This is a genomic window from Aquimarina sp. MMG016 (genome assembly GCF_018100805.1).
Lineage (GTDB): Bacteria > Bacteroidota > Bacteroidia > Flavobacteriales > Flavobacteriaceae > Aquimarina.
Window position 1 is genome coordinate 55,707 of sequence record NZ_JAGJEA010000004.1, and the last position, 18,320, is coordinate 74,026.

Annotated in this window: 13 protein-coding genes; 10 read left to right on the plus strand and 3 right to left on the minus strand. The window is 36.4% G+C overall.

The window, feature by feature from the left end; all coding sequences use genetic code 11:
* Positions 1–36: 36 nt before the first annotated feature.
* Positions 37–1,104, minus strand: coding sequence for a hypothetical protein (locus tag J8M14_RS09275; protein ID WP_211074336.1), 1,068 nt, complete (start codon positions 1,102–1,104; stop codon positions 37–39).
* Between the two features lie 298 nt (positions 1,105–1,402).
* Here J8M14_RS09275 and J8M14_RS09280 point away from each other — a divergent pair, with 298 nt between their 5' ends.
* From J8M14_RS09280 to J8M14_RS09315, 8 genes are all read left to right on the plus strand, one after another.
* Positions 1,403–2,302: an ABC transporter ATP-binding protein gene (locus J8M14_RS09280; RefSeq protein ID WP_211074337.1), complete on the plus strand. Its 900-nt coding sequence runs from the start codon at positions 1,403–1,405 to the stop codon at positions 2,300–2,302.
* A gap of 4 nt (positions 2,303–2,306) precedes the next feature.
* Positions 2,307–3,146 carry an ABC transporter permease subunit gene (locus J8M14_RS09285; protein ID WP_211074338.1) on the plus strand — a complete coding sequence of 280 codons (840 nt, stop codon included), beginning with the start codon at positions 2,307–2,309 and terminating at the stop codon, positions 3,144–3,146.
* A gap of 171 nt (positions 3,147–3,317) precedes the next feature.
* Positions 3,318–6,734, plus strand: a complete 3,417-nt coding sequence (locus tag J8M14_RS09290) for a T9SS type B sorting domain-containing protein (RefSeq protein ID WP_211074339.1) — start codon at positions 3,318–3,320, stop codon at positions 6,732–6,734.
* A gap of 89 nt (positions 6,735–6,823) precedes the next feature.
* A complete protein-coding gene (locus J8M14_RS09295) occupies positions 6,824–8,149 on the plus strand; it encodes a hypothetical protein (protein ID WP_211074340.1) in 1,326 nt (441 codons plus the stop codon).
* A gap of 18 nt (positions 8,150–8,167) precedes the next feature.
* Entirely contained in the window at positions 8,168–9,304 is a 1,137-nt protein-coding gene (locus J8M14_RS09300; RefSeq protein ID WP_211074341.1) for a T9SS type B sorting domain-containing protein, read from the plus strand.
* A 107-nt stretch (positions 9,305–9,411) separates the two neighbouring features.
* Entirely contained in the window at positions 9,412–11,418 is a 2,007-nt protein-coding gene (gene uvrB / locus J8M14_RS09305; RefSeq protein WP_247672604.1) for an excinuclease ABC subunit UvrB, read from the plus strand.
* 41 nt (positions 11,419–11,459) lie between these two features.
* On the plus strand, positions 11,460–12,482 hold the full coding sequence (locus J8M14_RS09310; protein WP_211074342.1) for an adenosine deaminase: 1,023 nt from the start codon (positions 11,460–11,462) through the stop codon (positions 12,480–12,482).
* Between the two features lie 63 nt (positions 12,483–12,545).
* Positions 12,546–13,979, plus strand: coding sequence for an SUMF1/EgtB/PvdO family nonheme iron enzyme (locus J8M14_RS09315; RefSeq protein WP_211074343.1), 1,434 nt, complete (start codon positions 12,546–12,548; stop codon positions 13,977–13,979).
* A gap of 684 nt (positions 13,980–14,663) precedes the next feature.
* Here the strand turns inward: J8M14_RS09315 and J8M14_RS09320 are convergent.
* The gene (locus tag J8M14_RS09320) at positions 14,664–15,179 is read right to left on the minus strand and encodes a hypothetical protein (protein WP_211074344.1); all 516 of its coding nucleotides are present in this window, start codon (positions 15,177–15,179) and stop codon (positions 14,664–14,666) included.
* A 77-nt stretch (positions 15,180–15,256) separates the two neighbouring features.
* Positions 15,257–15,628: a hypothetical protein gene (locus J8M14_RS09325; protein ID WP_211074345.1), complete on the minus strand. Its 372-nt coding sequence runs from the start codon at positions 15,626–15,628 to the stop codon at positions 15,257–15,259.
* A 125-nt stretch (positions 15,629–15,753) separates the two neighbouring features.
* Here J8M14_RS09325 and xerA point away from each other — a divergent pair, with 125 nt between their 5' ends.
* Together xerA and J8M14_RS09335 are read left to right on the plus strand one after the other, a co-directional pair.
* Positions 15,754–16,884, plus strand: coding sequence for a site-specific tyrosine recombinase/integron integrase (gene xerA / locus J8M14_RS09330; protein WP_247672605.1), 1,131 nt, complete (start codon positions 15,754–15,756; stop codon positions 16,882–16,884).
* 611 nt (positions 16,885–17,495) lie between these two features.
* Positions 17,496–18,233, plus strand: coding sequence for a DUF6882 domain-containing protein (locus J8M14_RS09335; RefSeq protein WP_247672606.1), 738 nt, complete (start codon positions 17,496–17,498; stop codon positions 18,231–18,233).
* Positions 18,234–18,320 lie beyond the last annotated feature (87 nt).

Genomic DNA, 18,320 nt, shown 5'->3' on the forward strand with positions numbered 1-18,320 from the left:
TCACCACTCAAAGCGAAGCGCCCTCAGCTCTAACGACTATCCCTCCATCAATCGTTTCATATTCACATTCTCATAATTACGTTTTACGAAATCCATGGCAGTTTTAAGGACTTCTCCCATAGATTTACTACGTCTGAATTTTAGATCCAACGTAAAATTGTATAAATGTTCTCTGAGTTCTTTTAGGTTTTCTTCTGTAGAAATATGATCCTTACACATACAATCGATCAAGGTTTCGTAGCGCGACCTGGAGTTTAGGATACGTTTTGCTAAAATGGAGCGCTCCTCCTTTTTATACTGTTCTATAGAATTGGGTTGTAACTTATTCATGACCACATCTACCATTGTAAAATTCTCTTTAAAGAATTGTGGCTGATATACCTTTAGTTTACCTTCAAAACATTGCTGATCAAAATCTATCGCTCTGATCTTATATTCTACATGATCAAAATCGTGTATCGGGATAATCACATAGTTATAAGATCGCATATCTCCTAACAAACGCATTTGGCAACGTTCATTAAACTTCACAAACTCCTTGGCAATCTGAGCTTTTGCCTGATCACTCAAGTCGGGTAGAAAATCTTTGATAAACACATCTCCAGGGATTCCGGCAATGTGTTCTTCGATCAATGTATTTTTATATACTAAAAAGTTAATTCGGTTAGGAGAAAACATATGCTCTAACTCTAACCCATAGATACGAGAAGCATCAGCTTTTTTGACATAAATATAAGTGTAGTTATCATTCAGAATATTTCTCACTTTAACCCTAAACGGTTTAGAATTTCCAAACGTACAATAATCGATCGCATCAATATTCAAGAATTCTATAGCGTCTTCATTACCATCAGAATGTAGAATGGTATATACTTTTTTAAGGCTGGATTCGATTTCTGGTCGTTCGTGTTCTTCATAATATACTCGTACCCACAATGTATCTTCATCATTACTATCATACACCACAATCGAACCCGAAAAACGCAAAAGATCATCATAAAACACAGGGATTTTGATCTTACGATTACACTCCTTTAAATATGCATCCAGATCATCATTTATAGGATACGTTGGCTTTTTCTTTGACATTAACTTTTCTTCCATACCTCAAATTCATTTCTAATGGCAAGTTACAAGATTTAAAACAAATTCATAAAGTAGAAAAGTTTCAGATAAACAAATTCATAAAGAGATAAAGTTTATAATATTCTTTTTACTCAAATACATCAAACACAAGTAAAATCAACTTCTAGCATTTGATCATTCTCATAGCACAAAGCTTATATATTGCACCGATATCTCGCGCTCACGTACTCAACCACTCACAAACTCACTAACTATTCTTGTAACAAAAACCTACACTCATCGTCTAGTTTAATATAACCACCAAAAATAATTAGCATTGGAAACCATATTAACCCTTACTAATCTTACCAAAAGATTCGGGCCAATCACAGCGGTAAAAGATCTTTCGTTTACCATTAAGAAAGGAAATGTCTACGGAATTTTAGGCCCTAATGGTAGTGGTAAATCTACTACACTGGGGATTGTACTAAACGTTGTCAATAAAACTTCAGGAGATTTTACTTGGTTCGATGGCAATACTTCAACACATGAAGCCTTAAAAAAGGTAGGTGCTATTATTGAGCGTCCTAATTTTTATCCTTATATGACCGCAGCTCAAAACCTAAAATTGGTTTGTAAGATCAAAGAGGTCGCTGATGATAAAATAGAAGAAAAACTAGAGATCGTAGGATTACTGGATCGCAAAGACAGTAAATTTAGAACCTTCTCATTAGGCATGAAACAACGATTAGCTATCGCTTCTGCACTGTTAAATGATCCCGAAATCCTGATCCTTGATGAACCTACTAATGGTTTAGATCCACAGGGAATCCATCAGATTAGAGAGATCATCAAGAAAATTGCTTCGCAAGGTACTACTATTCTTTTGGCTTCCCATTTATTGGATGAAGTAGAAAAAGTATGTAGTCATGTAGTGATTATTCGACAAGGAGTTAAGTTGTACTCTGGTCCAGTAGATGAGATGAACGCAAGTCATGGGTTCTTTGAACTAAAAAGTAATCAAAACGGAACCTTAAAAGAATGGTTATCTAAAAATGCTGCTTTTGGTAATATCAAAGAAGAAGACAATAAACTTATTGTTTTCCTGAAACAAGAACTTGATGCTGATACGCTCAACAAACAATTATTCGATGCGGGCATAACACTTACTCATCTTGTAAAGAGAAAAGAAAGCCTGGAAGAACAATTCTTACAATTAACCAACAACCAAAACTAGACAGATGTTACGATTACTCAGCATAGAATTTCATAAACTACGATATAATAGGTCAGCAAAAATATTGACAATTACATATTTTGTATTGATCACCTTAATTACACTGATCGCTTCATACGAATTTAATTTTGGTAATATAAAATTTAGAATCGCGGATCAGGGCATATTCAATTTCCCATACATCTGGCACTTTAACTCTTGGGTTGCTGCCTGGTTAAAGCTTTTTCTGGCTATTGTTATAGTATCCATTATGTCTAATGAATATAGTAACAGAACACTAAAGCAGAACCTCATCGACGGACTTAGTAAAAAAGAGTTTTTGGCATCTAAGTTTCTAACTGTGGTGGTGTTTTCGATTATTTCTACTATTTTCCTTTTTGCGGTTTCGCTCATATTAGGATTGATTTTTTCTGATTACAATGAACCCTCTATAATTTTCTCTGATCTCACCTATATTTTTGCATACTTCATTAAACTTGTAGGTTTCTTTTCATTCTGTATGTTTTTGGGTATCCTCATCAAAAGATCTGCTTTTGCATTAGGTTTCTTAATATTCTGGCAACTTATTGAAGGAGGTTTTAGGCTAATTTCGGGGTTATTTAAATGGAAATTTAATACTGATTTTGTAGATCATATTATTCCTTTTTTACCGCTGGATAGTATGAACAATTTGATAAAAGAGCCAGTAACCCGGTTTAAAGCGATACAATCTGCAGCAAATCAACTTGGTGGTGGTTTTGAAAAAGACTATACCACACATTGGTACGAAATTCTTATAGTACTCATCTGGACAACAATTTTCGTTTATCTTTCTTATCGATTATTGAAAAAGAGAGATTTATAATATCTTTGAGTTCTTAGGGGCTTAGTGAGTAAAAATCACTTCTATACTGTAAACAATTACTTTTCTAAAGTTACGTTTACATTTTAGATATGAAACAAACCTTATCCGGGAGTTTCATACGCCCTTAATCTTTTAATTAATTACCTATAAATTAATTAAAGAAATGAATGTATGAGATATGTATATACAATTTTGTTTTTCCTTTCTGGTATAACTGCATATAGTCAGGGAGAAGCTAATAATTGGTATTTTGGTGATAGAGCCGGAATAAATTTTGGCACTACGCCGCCTACAGCGCTTACTGATGGTAGATTATCTACTTTAGAGGGATGCACCACAATATCTGATGCTACGGGTTCCTTATTATTTTATACAGACGGGTCTATTATCTATACACGTAATCATGATATAATGCAAAATGGTACTGGGCTTAAGGGAGATGAATCCAGTACTTCTTCGGCACTTATTGTACCACAACCTAATACTCCTAATATCTACATAGTCTTTACTGTAGATGAACCTCATCATGACAATGCAGATGGTAATCCAGCAACATCAGATGGAGACGGAGTCAATGATGGGTTACAATATTCTATTGTAGATATGACCTTAGATGGAGGAAACGGCGCTGTTGTTCAGGGACAAAAAAATATTCCTCTGGTTACATATGACACCACAGATCAATTAGAAAGTTTATATAAGTGTTCAGAAAAAATTACTGCTGTCAAAAGTGATGACTGTGACTCCTTTTGGGTGATCACACATTTTTCAGATACGTATTATGCTTTTAAGGTAGATGATACCGGGGTCAATCCTACCCCAACTACATCTCAGATCGGAGTTACAGTCCCCGTATCGGGATATCGTCGTAATGCATTAGGGTATTTAAAAGCCTCTCCTGAAGGTGATAAATTAGCGCTGGCGCATTATGGATTTGCCACAATTGCTGCAACGGATGGCCCTGGAAAAGTGCTATTATATGATTTTGATAACGCAACAGGTATCGTAAGTAACGAGCTGGAGCTCTATAATGGTGATGGTCCTTATGGAGTTGAGTTTTCACAAAGCGGTCAGCGATTATATACTTCTATTGGTTCAGGAATTGATGGTGAAGGTGATGGATTTATGCTACAATTCGATTTATCCTTGCCTGATGCCCAAATAGCTGCAAGCGGAACCAGAATACGTAATGAAAATGGGCAAGAGCTCTCTAATTTTAGTGCAGGAGCATTACAATTAGGACCTGATGGAAAAATATATAGAGCGTTATTAGATTTTAATAATGGGTTTGGAGATTATCTTGGAATTATTGATAATCCAGAAGCATTAGCTCCTAATGTAAATTATACAGAACGTGGTTTATTAGTTAATGTAGATGGCACAAGGCAATCATATTTAGGCCTACCTCCTTTTATACAATCTATCTTTGCACAGACTATTGATATTATTAATAATGGCGATGCTAATAATGTAAATATTAATTTCTGCGAGGGAGAAACTTATAGATTATCTTATCAGGATATCCCGGGAGCAACATATACTTGGTTTATAGACAATGTTCAGATCTCAACTACTACTAATTTCCTGGACATTACAACTACCGCAAATTACCGACTAGAAGTAGACCTCAATGATGGTAGTTGTCCGTTAATTGGTGTTGCTAATGCTACATTCTTCGAAGTTCCTTCGGTTTCAAACACCCCTGCAGATGAGACCATTTGTAATCCTAATCTTAATGGTGTAGTCGATCTTGATCTATCAGTATACGATAATATCATTATCGGTACTCAGGATCCTACTCAATTCCAGGTACGATATTTTAGATCAATCGCAGATGCAGATGCGGACAACAATCCTTTACCGGTTAATTTTACTACAGAAAACAACCCACAAACCATAGCCGTCAGAATAGAAAACATAGATAATACTGACTGTTATAACACCACAAGTTTTCAGGTAGAAATTTTTGATGCCGCAACTACAACTACAGTCGAACCTATAATTATCTGTGATAATGATGATGACGGAGATGACACTAACGGAATGGTCAATTTTGACTTGACTACTTTAAATAGTGCTATCTACGGTTCTCAAGACCCATTAGAATTTACGATAACATATCACAACACTTTGATTGGAGCAGAAACCAATACAGACCTTATCGCAGATCCTACCAATGCTGTATTATCTAATACTACCCCTACTATATATGCCAGGATAGAAAATAATACCAATACAGATTGTTTTGATACCTTAGACATAGCAGTCGCTATTAATTTACTACCTGAAGCAAATACTTCTACTTTAGTCCAATGTGATGACCCAGCTACTCCATCAGATACTTCTTTATTTAATCTAAATGAAGCTTTTGATCAAATTACCGGAGGAGTTAGTGATCGATCGATATTGTTTTTTGAAGATCAGGCTTCAGCAGAAGCAGGAACTCCTGAAATTACAAATACTAATTCATATCAAAATACACAACCTAATCAACAACTATACGTTCGTGTAAATAATAATATCACAGATTGCTTTAGGATTACCACACTTAATCTCCAAGTCAGCACTACTTCTGCTAATGATGTTGATTTACTGGCATGTGATGATGATGATGTAGAAGACGGTTTTAGAATATTTGATCTTACACAAGCAGATAATGATATATTGCCTATTGGCAGTACTAATCTAAGTGTTACTTATTATGAGACGCAAGACAATGCGTTTAGCGAACAAAACCCTATTACTACCTATACCAATACTACCTTTTATACCCAGGGACAAGATATTATTTATGCAAGGGTCGAAGACAATAGCAATCAATGTTTTGGGATTAATGAAGTATCCTTATTTCTAAATCGTCAACCGGATATCGAAGAACAAGCGGGTGTTTTTATCTGTCAAAATGAAACTACGGATATCAATTCCGGTTTGCAACAACCCGGCAATGACCCTAATGATTTTGATTATCTTTGGTCTACAGGAGAAACTACAGAAAGTATAACTATATCCCAAGCAGGAACTTATACTGTTCTTGTAACAAGTCGTATTACCAATTGCTCCAAAGAGCGAACGGTGACAGTAACTACTTCTGGACCTGCTATTCTACTTGATCCTATCATTACTGATGGAGAGTCTAGAAATACAGTCACTGTTGTTATTGAAGAAGCCAGTGTTGGAGATTATGAATATGCTATTGCATTTAACGGTAGCAGCATAAGAACGTATCAAGACAGTAATATCTTTGTCGATGTGCCTCCTGGATTTCATATTGTATATGTGAGGGATAAAAATGGATGTGGAGAGGTAACTCAAAATATATCTGTAATAGGATTTCCTGACTTTTTTACTCCTAATGGAGATGGCACTAATGAAACATGGGGAGTTACCGGAGTATCAGCAGATGCCATAGCAAATTCCTTAGTGTACATTTTTGACCGTAATGGCAAACTCCTAAAACAAATACGTCCAGGTGGTAGCGGATGGGATGGCACCTATAATGGCAGACTTTTACCTTCCAGCCAATATTGGTATCGAGTGCAATTAGATGATGGGAGAATCATTAGCGGAAGCTTTGCTTTGATTCGATAATTAATGGATTAGATGAATGTTTTTGTAGGGTTTGGTGTAAAAAACTTACCGGTTAATTATTAGTATATTCGCGGACACAACCGTTGCGAATGAAAAAAACAATACACTTTTTCTTATTATCTCTTATTATATTTTATACTGGTTATTCTCAAAACGAGCCGACGGATTGTATTAATACTATTATCATTTGTGGAAATACGAATTTGGAGTTAAACTCTAATGGCACGGGTATAAATGACTTTGCATTGCCCGGTAATAATGCACCGGACTGTGGTTTTGTAGAAAGTCAAAGTTTATGGATTCGTGTAAATATTGTACAATCCGGAACATTAGCATTTACGATAACACCAGAGTCTAATAGTCCAAATGAGGATTACGATTTTGCGGTCTATGGGCCTAATGTTACTTGTACGAATCTGGGCAGTTCTATACGATGTTCATCCACTAACCCGCCTGCAGCTGGGGTACCGACACCAACCGGACTTAATGATACAGAAGTTGATTTAAGCGAAGGACCAGGAGCCTTAGGTAACGGATTTGTAAGAGCAATAGATGCTATTGCTGGTGAGGAATATTATATCCTGATTGATAATTTCTCGCAGAACGGAGGTTTTGATTTACAGTTTACAGGAACCGCATTACTTCCTGATAGCCCCACAAATAATACTGATCCTACCGTGAATCTTGATATCACAGAATGTGACATTGTAGGGGATCGCAATGATGGAGTGACCAACTTTGACCTCGACAGCAATACTGCAGCAATATTAGGAACACAAACCAATACTGTGATATCATATCACAACTCTGAAGCGGATGCCAGTATAGGTGACAATGCCTTAACAAATCCCTATTTAAGTACTCAAAACAATGAAACTATATATGTCCGTATAGAAAATACGATTACCGAATGTTTTATCGTGGACACCTTTGTATTAATTACGCTCCCCGGGCCGCCAATCGCTGACCCTACAGATTTTGTAACTTGTGATAATGATGATGATGGTAATGATACCAATGGGTTTGTATCTTTTTTACTTAGTAATAAGGATAATGAAATTCTTAATGGATTAGACCCTTTGACCAATACGATAACCTATCATATATCTCAAGCCGATGCCGATGCAGGAACAGGAATTATTGATAAAAACACACCTTATACAAATACAGCTAACCCCCAGACAATTTTTGTTCGAGTACAAGATGTTTCTTCTTTGCTTTGTGTTAGCACAACTAGTTTTGACTTACAAGTAAACCCTTTACCAATCGCAAATGCTATAAATTTGGTACAATGTGATGATCCGACATCTCCAACAGGTACCTCTTTATTTAATCTTAATGAAGCTTTTGATCAGATTACCGGAGGAGTCAATGATCGATCCATACTTTTTTTTGAAGATCAAGCAGCAGCATAAGCAGGAGTTCCTGAAATTATGAATACTAATTCATACCAAAATACACAACCTAATCAACAACTATTCGTTCGTGTAAATAATAATATTACAGATTGTTTTAGGGTTACCTCGCTTGATCTACAAGTAAGTACTACTTCTGCTCGCAATGCCGATTTACTGGCCTGTGATGATGATGGCACAGAAGATGGTTTTAGAACCTTTGATCTTACCCAAGCAGATAATGATATATTACCTATTGGGAGTACTAACCTAAGTGTTGCTTATTATGAAACACTAGAAGATGCTTTAAGCGAACAAAATCTTATTACTACCTATACCAATACTACCTTTTATACCCAGGGGCAAGATATTGTTTATGCCAGAGTAGAGGACAATAGCAATCAATGTTTTGGAATTAATGAAGTATCACTATTTCTAAATCGGCGACCGGATATTGAAGAACAAGTTAACGCTTTTGTATGTTTAGGCGAAAATGTAAATATCAATTCTAGTGTACTTCAATCAGGAAATGATACTAATGATTTTGATTATCTATGGTCTACAGGAGAAACTACTGAGAATATTGACATAACTCAGGCAGGCACCTATACTGTTCTGGTTACAAGTCGTATCACGAATTGTTCTAAAGAGCGAACAGTAACGGTAACCGCTTCCGGTCCTGCAATACTTAGTGAACCTATCATCAATGATGGAGGCACTAACAATTCAGTGACCGTGGTTATTGCCCCACAAAGTATTGGTGATTATGAATATGCTATTGTATTTAGCGGTGGTAATATCAGAACATATCAGGATAGCCCAGTATTTACTAATGTCCCTGCTGGATTTCATACGATATATGTAAGAGATAAAAATGGCTGTCTTCCCGAAACTACTCAGGATATATCAGTAATAGGATTTCCTGACTTTTTTACTCCTAATGGAGATGGCACTAATGAAACATGGGGAGTTACTGGAGTATCAGCAGATGCCATAGCAAATTCCTTAGTGTACATTTTTGACCGTAATGGTAAACTGTTAAAACAAATACGTCCAGGTGGTAGCGGATGGGATGGTACCTATAATGGCAGACTTTTACCTTCCAGCCAATATTGGTATCGAGTGCAATTAGATGATGGGAGAATCATTAGCGGAAGCTTTACCTTAATTCGATAGTAAGATCTAAAAACAAATACTCAGATGTTAAGGAATGCTAAACGCTTGTAGTGCATTATGGTATTACCTATCTTTATTCTGAAAAAGAATAAAGACGGCGTATATTTATGAAATTCAAAATTGAATCAGAGTACCAACCTACGGGGGATCAACCAGAAGCTATTAAACAACTCGTACAAGGTATTGAATCTAATGAGAGATACCAGACTTTGCTTGGAGTCACCGGATCAGGAAAAACCTTTACCGCAGCCAATGTGATTGAAAAGGTTCAACGCCCGACCCTAGTTTTAGCCCATAATAAAACCCTGGCTGCACAATTATTTTCTGAGTTCAAGCAATTTTTTCCTAATAATGCTGTGGAGTACTTTGTCTCCTATTATGATTATTATCAGCCTGAAGCATATATTCCAACTTCTGGAACCTATATAGAAAAAGACTTATCCATAAATGATGAAATCGAAAAACTTCGATTAAGCGCTACTTCCTCCCTACTCTCCGGACGTAGAGATGTGTTAGTAGTGGCTTCAGTATCCTGCTTGTATGGTATTGGTAATCCTGTCGAGTTTCAAAAAAATATAATCTCTATAACTCAAGGACAATTTGTATCTAGAACAGCGTTATTACACAAATTGGTTCAAAGCTTATATTCTAGAACTGAAGCAGAATTCAAACACGGGAATTTTAGAATAAAAGGAGATACGGTAGATATTTTTCCGAGTTATGCGGATGATGCATTTCGTGTACATTTCTTTGGAGATGAAATCGAAGAAATTGAGGCATTTGATGTACAAACTAATGCAGTTATTGAGAAGTATGATCGCCTGAATATCTATCCTGCTAATATGTTTGTAACTTCTCCTGAAGTACTCAATGGAGCTATTGACCAAATAGCATTAGACTTAGGAAAGCAGGTTGAATATTTTAAAGAGATCGGAAAACCACTAGAAGCTAAACGACTGGAGGAGCGTACTAATTTTGATCTGGAAATGATCAAAGAATTGGGGTATTGTTCTGGTATTGAAAACTACTCCAGGTATCTGGATGGCAGAGCTCCCGGAACGCGCCCATTCTGCTTATTGGATTATTTTCCGGATGATTACCTGATGATTGTTGACGAAAGTCACGTTACCATTCCGCAGGTACATGCTATGTATGGTGGTGACCGATCCCGTAAAGAAAATTTGGTAGAATATGGTTTTAGGCTTCCTGCTGCAATGGATAACCGACCATTAAAATTCGAAGAGTTTGAAGTCATCCAGAATCAAGTATTATATATAAGTGCTACCCCTGCAGATTATGAATTGCAGAAAAGCGAAGGAACTTTTGTAGAACAAATCATTAGACCCACGGGTTTATTAGATCCTGTAATCGAAGTTCGTCCCAGTTTAAATCAAATCGATGACCTGGTTGAAGAAATGCAGCAACGTATTGAAGTAGACGAACGTATACTAGTGACTACACTTACTAAAAGAATGGCAGAGGAGCTTGCTAAATACCTAACTCGTATTGATGTTCGTTGTAGGTATATCCACAGTGATGTGGATACCCTGGAACGTGTAGAGATCATGCAGGATTTGCGTAAAGGTATCTTTGATGTACTGATAGGAGTAAACTTACTTCGTGAAGGATTGGATCTCCCCGAAGTGTCTTTAGTCGCCATTCTGGATGCAGATAAAGAAGGGTTTCTTAGGAACAAACGATCCTTGGTACAAACGGTAGGTAGAGCTGCGCGAAATGTGAACGGAAAAGCCATCATGTATGCTGATAAAATTACAGACAGCATGCAGAAAACTATAGACGCGACTAATTATCGCCGCGAAAAGCAGATTGCCTATAACACCAAACACGGCATCACTCCTAAAGCGATCAAAAAATCGCTGGACAATGCATTAGCCGGTAAGAAGGCAGAGCCATATACATTCGAGACTGCTCCTACCCTGAAAGCAGCTGAGGAAGAAACCGCTTATTATACCAAAGAACAACTAGAAACCAGGATCAGGAATGTACGCAAGGAGATGGAAAAAGCTGCCAAGGAACTAGATTTTATGACTGCTGCACGATTACGTGATGAAATCAAAATGCTGCAAGGCAAGGTACAAGATCAAAAAGTCTAACGATAAAAGATAATATAGAGTATTCAAAAAAGTCAACTACTATGGATAACATTTCAATTGAAAAGTTTATAGCCGGAATACCTAAAGCTGAGCTCCATTTGCATATCGAAGGAACTTTTGAGCCCGAATTAATGTTCGAAATTGCCAAACGTAATGATAAGAAAATACCTTACAAATCTGTTGAAGAACTAAAGAATGCATATCGCTTTAATAATCTTCAGGAATTTCTGGATATCTATTATGCAGGGGCCAACGTTTTGATTACCGTACAAGATTTTTATGACCTTACCTGGGCATATCTGACCAAAGTACATGAGCAAAACGTGGTGCATGTCGAAATCTTCTTTGACCCTCAGACTCATACCGATCGAGGGATTTCTTTTGATACTGTTATTAAAGGTATTTATAATGCGCTGGAAGATGGCAAAGAAAAGTTAGGCATCAGTTATCAATTAATTATGTCTTTTTTACGACATCTCGATGAGGCTTCTGCTTTTAAAACCTTAGAACAAGCATTACCCTATAGAGATTGGATCTCAGCAGTAGGTTTGGATTCTTCTGAATTAGGGAACCCTCCTTCTAAATTCGAACGTGTATTTGCCAAAGCCAGAGAAAAAGGCTTTATCACAGTAGCACATGCCGGAGAAGAAGGACCTGCCGAATATATCTGGGAGGCCTTAGATTTACTTAAGGTAACTCGGATTGATCACGGTAATCGCTGCCTGGATGATAATCAATTGGTAGAAGAATTGGCTAAACGACAAATACCGCTTACACTTTGTCCTTTATCCAATCTGGAATTAAAAGTAGTCCAAGATCTAAAAGACCATCCGATAACCAAAATGATGGATAAAAACCTATTAGTCACTGTCAATTCTGATGATCCTGCGTATTTTGGAGGCTATATGAACGAAAACTATCTGGGCATTGCAGAAGCACTTGACCTTTCTAAAAGAGACATTACCGAATTAGTAATAAACAGCTTTAAGGCTAGTTGGTTACCAGAAAGTGAAAAGAAAAAAATGATCACACAAATTGAAGTATATTTTGAAAATAACTCATAAAAGAAAATACTTCTAACAAAGAATATTTGATCATATATGTACTACTTATTAATAACATATCAGATGAAAAACGTTAGCTTACTTTTGATATTAATCTTGTTATTAAATACCAAAACTTTGTTTGCTTCTGATCTTACGATTAGTAATGTTAGAGCTATAGATCGAGGTGATGTATTAGCAACTCCGGTAAGTGTAATTTTTGACATCCGATGGAAGAATGCATGGAACAATAAAAAGAACCATGACGCTGTATGGGTGTTTATGAAATTTAATGGCTATTGGGATACTCATGTAAAACTCCTTCCTAACGGGCATCGAATACTAAAAAACAGGTCAGGAGAATCCTCTTCTCCTACTATCAAAGTATCCAATGACAGTTTAGGATTCTTTATTTACCCATCAAAAACATATCGAGGAGATGTAAACTATAAAGTCCAGGTACTTATGGATACTACCCATCAGAAAATTGATAGAAACAAATTAAGAGGACTCTCTGTTCATGGTCTCGAAATGGTATATATCCCACAAGGGTCTTTTACCATAGGTAGTCCTGATAAAGCAGCGATCAAAAGAGCTGCTTTATACAAAAGTGATGCTAATGGAGAGCCTAAAGGTTTGGTCACTATATCTTCAGAAAAAGCTTTAACAGTTGGCCCAGAAGATAATGCATTATATTATTGGAGTAAGGAAGCAAAATACAACGGAGATCAAAAAGGTCCCATTCCTGATGAGTTCCCCAAAGGCTATAATGCTTTCTATATTATGAAATATGAAGTAACGCAAGGGCAATACACAGATTTTCTAAATACACTACCGGATGGCTGGACCTACCAAAGGGCGCCCATCGGTGGTAGAGATTATTATAAAAAACGAGGCGGAATACGATGTATCGATGGCAAGTATATTGCTGACACCCCTACTCGACCTATGAATTATATCAGTTTTACAGATGGTCTGGCCTATAGTGATTGGGCCGCCCTAAGACCGATTACCGAATTAGAATATGAAAAAGCAGCCAGAGGACCTTCTAAGCCTATTGATGCAGAGTTTGTATGGGGAACCAATACCTATGATGACTTAGAACGATATGTCAATCCAGATGCGGAGCTTGCCTTCTCTAACACCTATGATGAAAGTAAGCTTACTGATGCTACTCGCCCGATATACGGCGCCTCATATTATTGGGTTATGGATCTAAGCGGAAGCTTATGGGAAAAAGTAATCACCATAGGTAATCCTATCGGAAGAGCATTTAAGGGAAGCCACGGCGATGGAAAACTGGATTTTGGAAATGCTACGAATGACGACTGGCCAAAAAGTGATCATGAAATCGGTGGCTTTGGGTATCGTGGTGGTGGGTATTATCAGATAGGTACCGGTTATTCTGATTTCAATCCACATTCTCCAATTGGGTATCGATATTATGGTGCATGGTCAGGCGGACCGAGATATATTGCATACGGTTATCGTGCCGGAAGATCTGCAGAAAAGAAGTAATACAATGTTTATGGCTATTATCTTCCCAACCAGCTAAAACACTTATCACCTGAGTTCGATTAACAGTAAACTTATAATGAGACATCTAAAAAAGAGCTGTCCGGTCGAGCGGAGTCGAGACCTTGTTTTACAACTAAAAATTACCCCTCAACTTAGCTTATGCTAAGCGAAGTCGAAGTGCTAGAGGTGGCAGATTAACAGTAATGGTTAGAAAGCATTTATATAATCAGCGTACTAACAGTCGAAGTCAGATTTATAAGCAACATAGTTTCAACCTGTCATAACTCATTTCATTTATTTAAATTTTATTTCATTTCACCCCAAAAGGTAAATTAAGATACCTCGAGGGGTAGGTCAGGGAACCCAGGGTAGGTATCATTAACCCCTAAAGGTTAATACAATTTACCTCCAAGGGTTAATTAATTAACCCTTGGAGGTAAATTGCAGCACCCATAAAAGTAGGTAGTTCCTATCTTTTAGCATGGTATAACCAACCTTATACCTCGGGTGACCTATGTGCAGCACTAGGTTTACCGAAGCTATAAGGCTCGTATTAGGTATTGCAATGACCGGGCACGCCAACCAAAATCAACACAAACAATTGTTTATCAAATATTTAAAATAAAAACCCGAACGCAAAGGCATTCGGATAGATAATATGGTAAGCTATAAGACAACTGTAGTTTATCCGGGTTTCACTATCCGGAACTTTGTTTCCTGATGTTCTTCTCTAGCTCTTTTAAATCCCTGGCCTTTAAATCTTATTTTAAGATAATCATATAAGGATTTGGCCCCTGCTACTCCGGCCTGACTAGCAGTTTTACACATTTTATAGATCGATAAAGCACTTTGATAAGCTTCAGAACCGGCAAGCATTCGGGTATCCCTAAGCTTACGTAATGTTACCTCAAAACTTAGGATCAGTTCATCCAATTCGTCATAAAGCACAATATCTTTTTCGAATTCATCGATATCAATATAAGCTGGCAGTACATTAGGGTTCTTTTTAGCACAGTCCAATGCATCTCTAACAAAGAGTTTATTCGTGTTTTTCATCTTTAACAACCCAATCCTTTCTTCTTTGGTAAGCCCGGTCAAAAACGGTAACATATCATTAATCTCCTGCAATTTAGCAATTGCTTCTTTTATAAGCTCAGGATTTTTTGGTACTGATAAACGGTTGTTTGTTATATTACTCATAAGGTTGTTTTTTTTGAAAGGTTATGATACTAATCCTACAATTTTGATGCCGACAGTTATTTCTAATCGAAAAAAACTTATGACATATAGGACTGCCAGGTAATCAGAAGGTACTTCTTTTTATGTTGATCACTTAGTTCCAGAAAGCCATATTCATAACAGAATAAATACACCTGTCCCTTTTTGTTTTTCCAGTAATGGGTAAAAAATCCAAGGTCAAAACCTGCTTGTATTAATTTTTCCTTACGAACCTTTGCCTGTCCGGCCTTATTATAACTTTTTAATATTTTTCTATTTTTCTTTAATTGCTTATCAATTTTTTTGAATAATGAGTCCTCGTTCTCGCTATTCTTTTGATAGTGATACGCCGATTTACAATACGGTGTACAAAATTTTTTATCTATCCTTCCTATAATCTCTTCCTGACAATGTAAACAAACAACACTCATATATTTTCCTTTATAATAAGTGTCTGTTAGATGAAAAATGTTACCCGTAGAATTATACGTTTATTATACGTATAATTCTACGGCTATTTTTGATCAATACATTTCTTCTATTGATATTTGGGGGTATGCAATCCTTAACAAAACATATCACCCTAAAGCATTTATTGATCAATAACCAAAGGATGATTGGATTACAGTTTCATCCAGATAAAGTAATCCAAGCATTGATTAAAGAACTCCCCGCTCCTAGATGGAGTAAGGAATTTGCTATGGTATACATCAATAATACCAAAGAAAATCTCGATCAAATCTTTGAAAAATTTAGAGGAGTAGCCTGGATTAATGGAAATTCTTTTTTTAAAGAGAAAATACTACGAGATAACGAACCTGTAGACATAAACTGGTATAGAAAAAGAGCTAAAACTACCACTTATAAATACGTTCCTGAAGAATATTTGTTAAAATTAGAATTAAAAAGATATGCCTTAAACACCTGCAAAATCTATATTTCGCTATTCGAAAAGTTTATAAATCACTATCCTGATAAGGATATTATGGAATTATCTGAGCAAGAGGTAAGAAGCTATCTACAACTGCTTATTCACCAAAACAAATCCAATAGTTATATCAACCAATCCATCAATAGTATAAAGTTTTATTATGAAGTTGTTCTGGGGATGCCGAATCGTTTTTATAGTATCGAGAGGCCCAGAAAACAGCAGAAACTCCCACAAGTACTTTCTAAAGAAGAAATTCTTGCTATGATTGCCAATACTAATAATATAAAACACCGTTGTATCGTAAGCCTGTTATATTCTGCCGGATTGCGTAGAAGTGAATTACTAGACCTTAAAATTGAAGATATAGATAGTAAACGAATGCTGATTCATATTAAAAATGCCAAGAATAATAAGGATCGCTTCTCGTTATTATCAGAAACTGTATTAAAAGATCTAAGGGTATATTATAAAGAATGGAAACCAAAAGAATATCTCTTTGAAGGGGTAAAAGGAAGTCAATATAGTGGCAGTAGTATTAAAGAAATAGTAGTAAAAGCAGCAGAAAAATCAAAGATAAACAGACGAATTACCCCACATATGTTAAGGCATAGTTTTGCCACACATTTGTTAGAAAACGGCACAGATTTAAGGTATATTCAAACACTTTTAGGGCATAGCAGCACCAAAACCACTGAAATATATACTCAGGTGGCTATAAGTAATTTCAAATCGATCAAAAATCCATTAGATTTGTGAAAAATACATGGAATATAATAGCAATTGCTATTATAACATTGTTATGGAGCATACTCTGGATCTGAAAAGCAAAACGCAATCAAAACGCAACAGTGGACGAACGCCAGTCCAGTGAACTTTGTCTCTTTGTGGTGGTTTATGCCGGATCGAGGAAAAAAGCGATGGAAAAATCTTGAATTTCGGAGTGTTACGGAGTGTTTCGTGCAAAAAAATCGCTTTTTTGGGCTGATCAACGGCGGACGAAAATCGGGTCATCGCAATTTTGGTTCGGTAAGGTCATAAGTCCAAAGGCAGCAAAGCGATCGCAGGAAGAATGAAAAAGTTTGCGGAGTAGTCCGCAAGTGATCATCACTTCGCTGCGATGTGTTTGCAAAGTACAGGCTTGTAAAAGTGGTACGCGCCATAACAAGATGTATGAAATCAGGGCAATTTTCGCTTATTCCAAGGGGATTTTTTATTTGCAATGGCGCTTATTTTTAATAGGTTTGCATAAGAAATCAAAAACAAGCGCAGTTGGATCGATGGGTCAAGGCTTTTTTGCACGCCCCGATTCATACATCAAGCGTTGTGCTTAATGCTGAAAAAACCGAATCGAATTGATATTTAGACCATTGAAATACGAAAAATACGCTCAAAAAGCAATCGACAAACTTCAAGAAAGCCAACCTAAATTCAGAGAAAAATTTGATACGGATAATTTTGAAAATTGGTTTTATAATCAGTCTAGCGAAACATTAAGATTGTATAGTGAAGACAAAGAAATTTATTTCAAATATATTCCTGTTGGAACATTCTCGCTGAATACAAATAGTTGGATGTGGTCTTGGGCAAATGAAGATTCTGTTGAACCGAGAAAATTCAGAACCTTAAAAATTAAAGAATTCGGAGAAAAGAAAAACTATGAAAACCTGACAAAAGCTCACTTTGACGGAGACAAATATACTGGTTGGGAATTGACTTCTATTGCATTTGACATAATTGGAGGAATTGGAACTTATCGAGTCATTTCAGAACATTTAGAAAAGTACTTTCTTCTAACTGAACAAATAACGAAAGAAGAAGTCGAAAAAATTGAGAGTGAATTAATTGAATGTAGCGTTCACGGAAAAATAAGAAAAGCATTTATTTGCCAACATTTGAATACTGTACAAAAAACTGGATTTGAAGAGGCTTTTGAGACTTATCGTGGAATGGAATTAGACGAAGAAGATGATTTCCAAGCTTGGTGTTCTGAATGCGAAAAAGAGCGACTTAAAACAGATGGTTGGAATGACGAATCAATGGAGTTCGCTGAAATAAAATTAGTGTGTGAAAGATGCTATTTTGAAATTAAGGAAATAAACGAATGAACAAAGCACTAAAGCACAACAACGTGTATAATTCATTGCTAGTCCTAGCCTACTTGGAAATTCCTTCGGAATTTCCTCTGGTTCGTT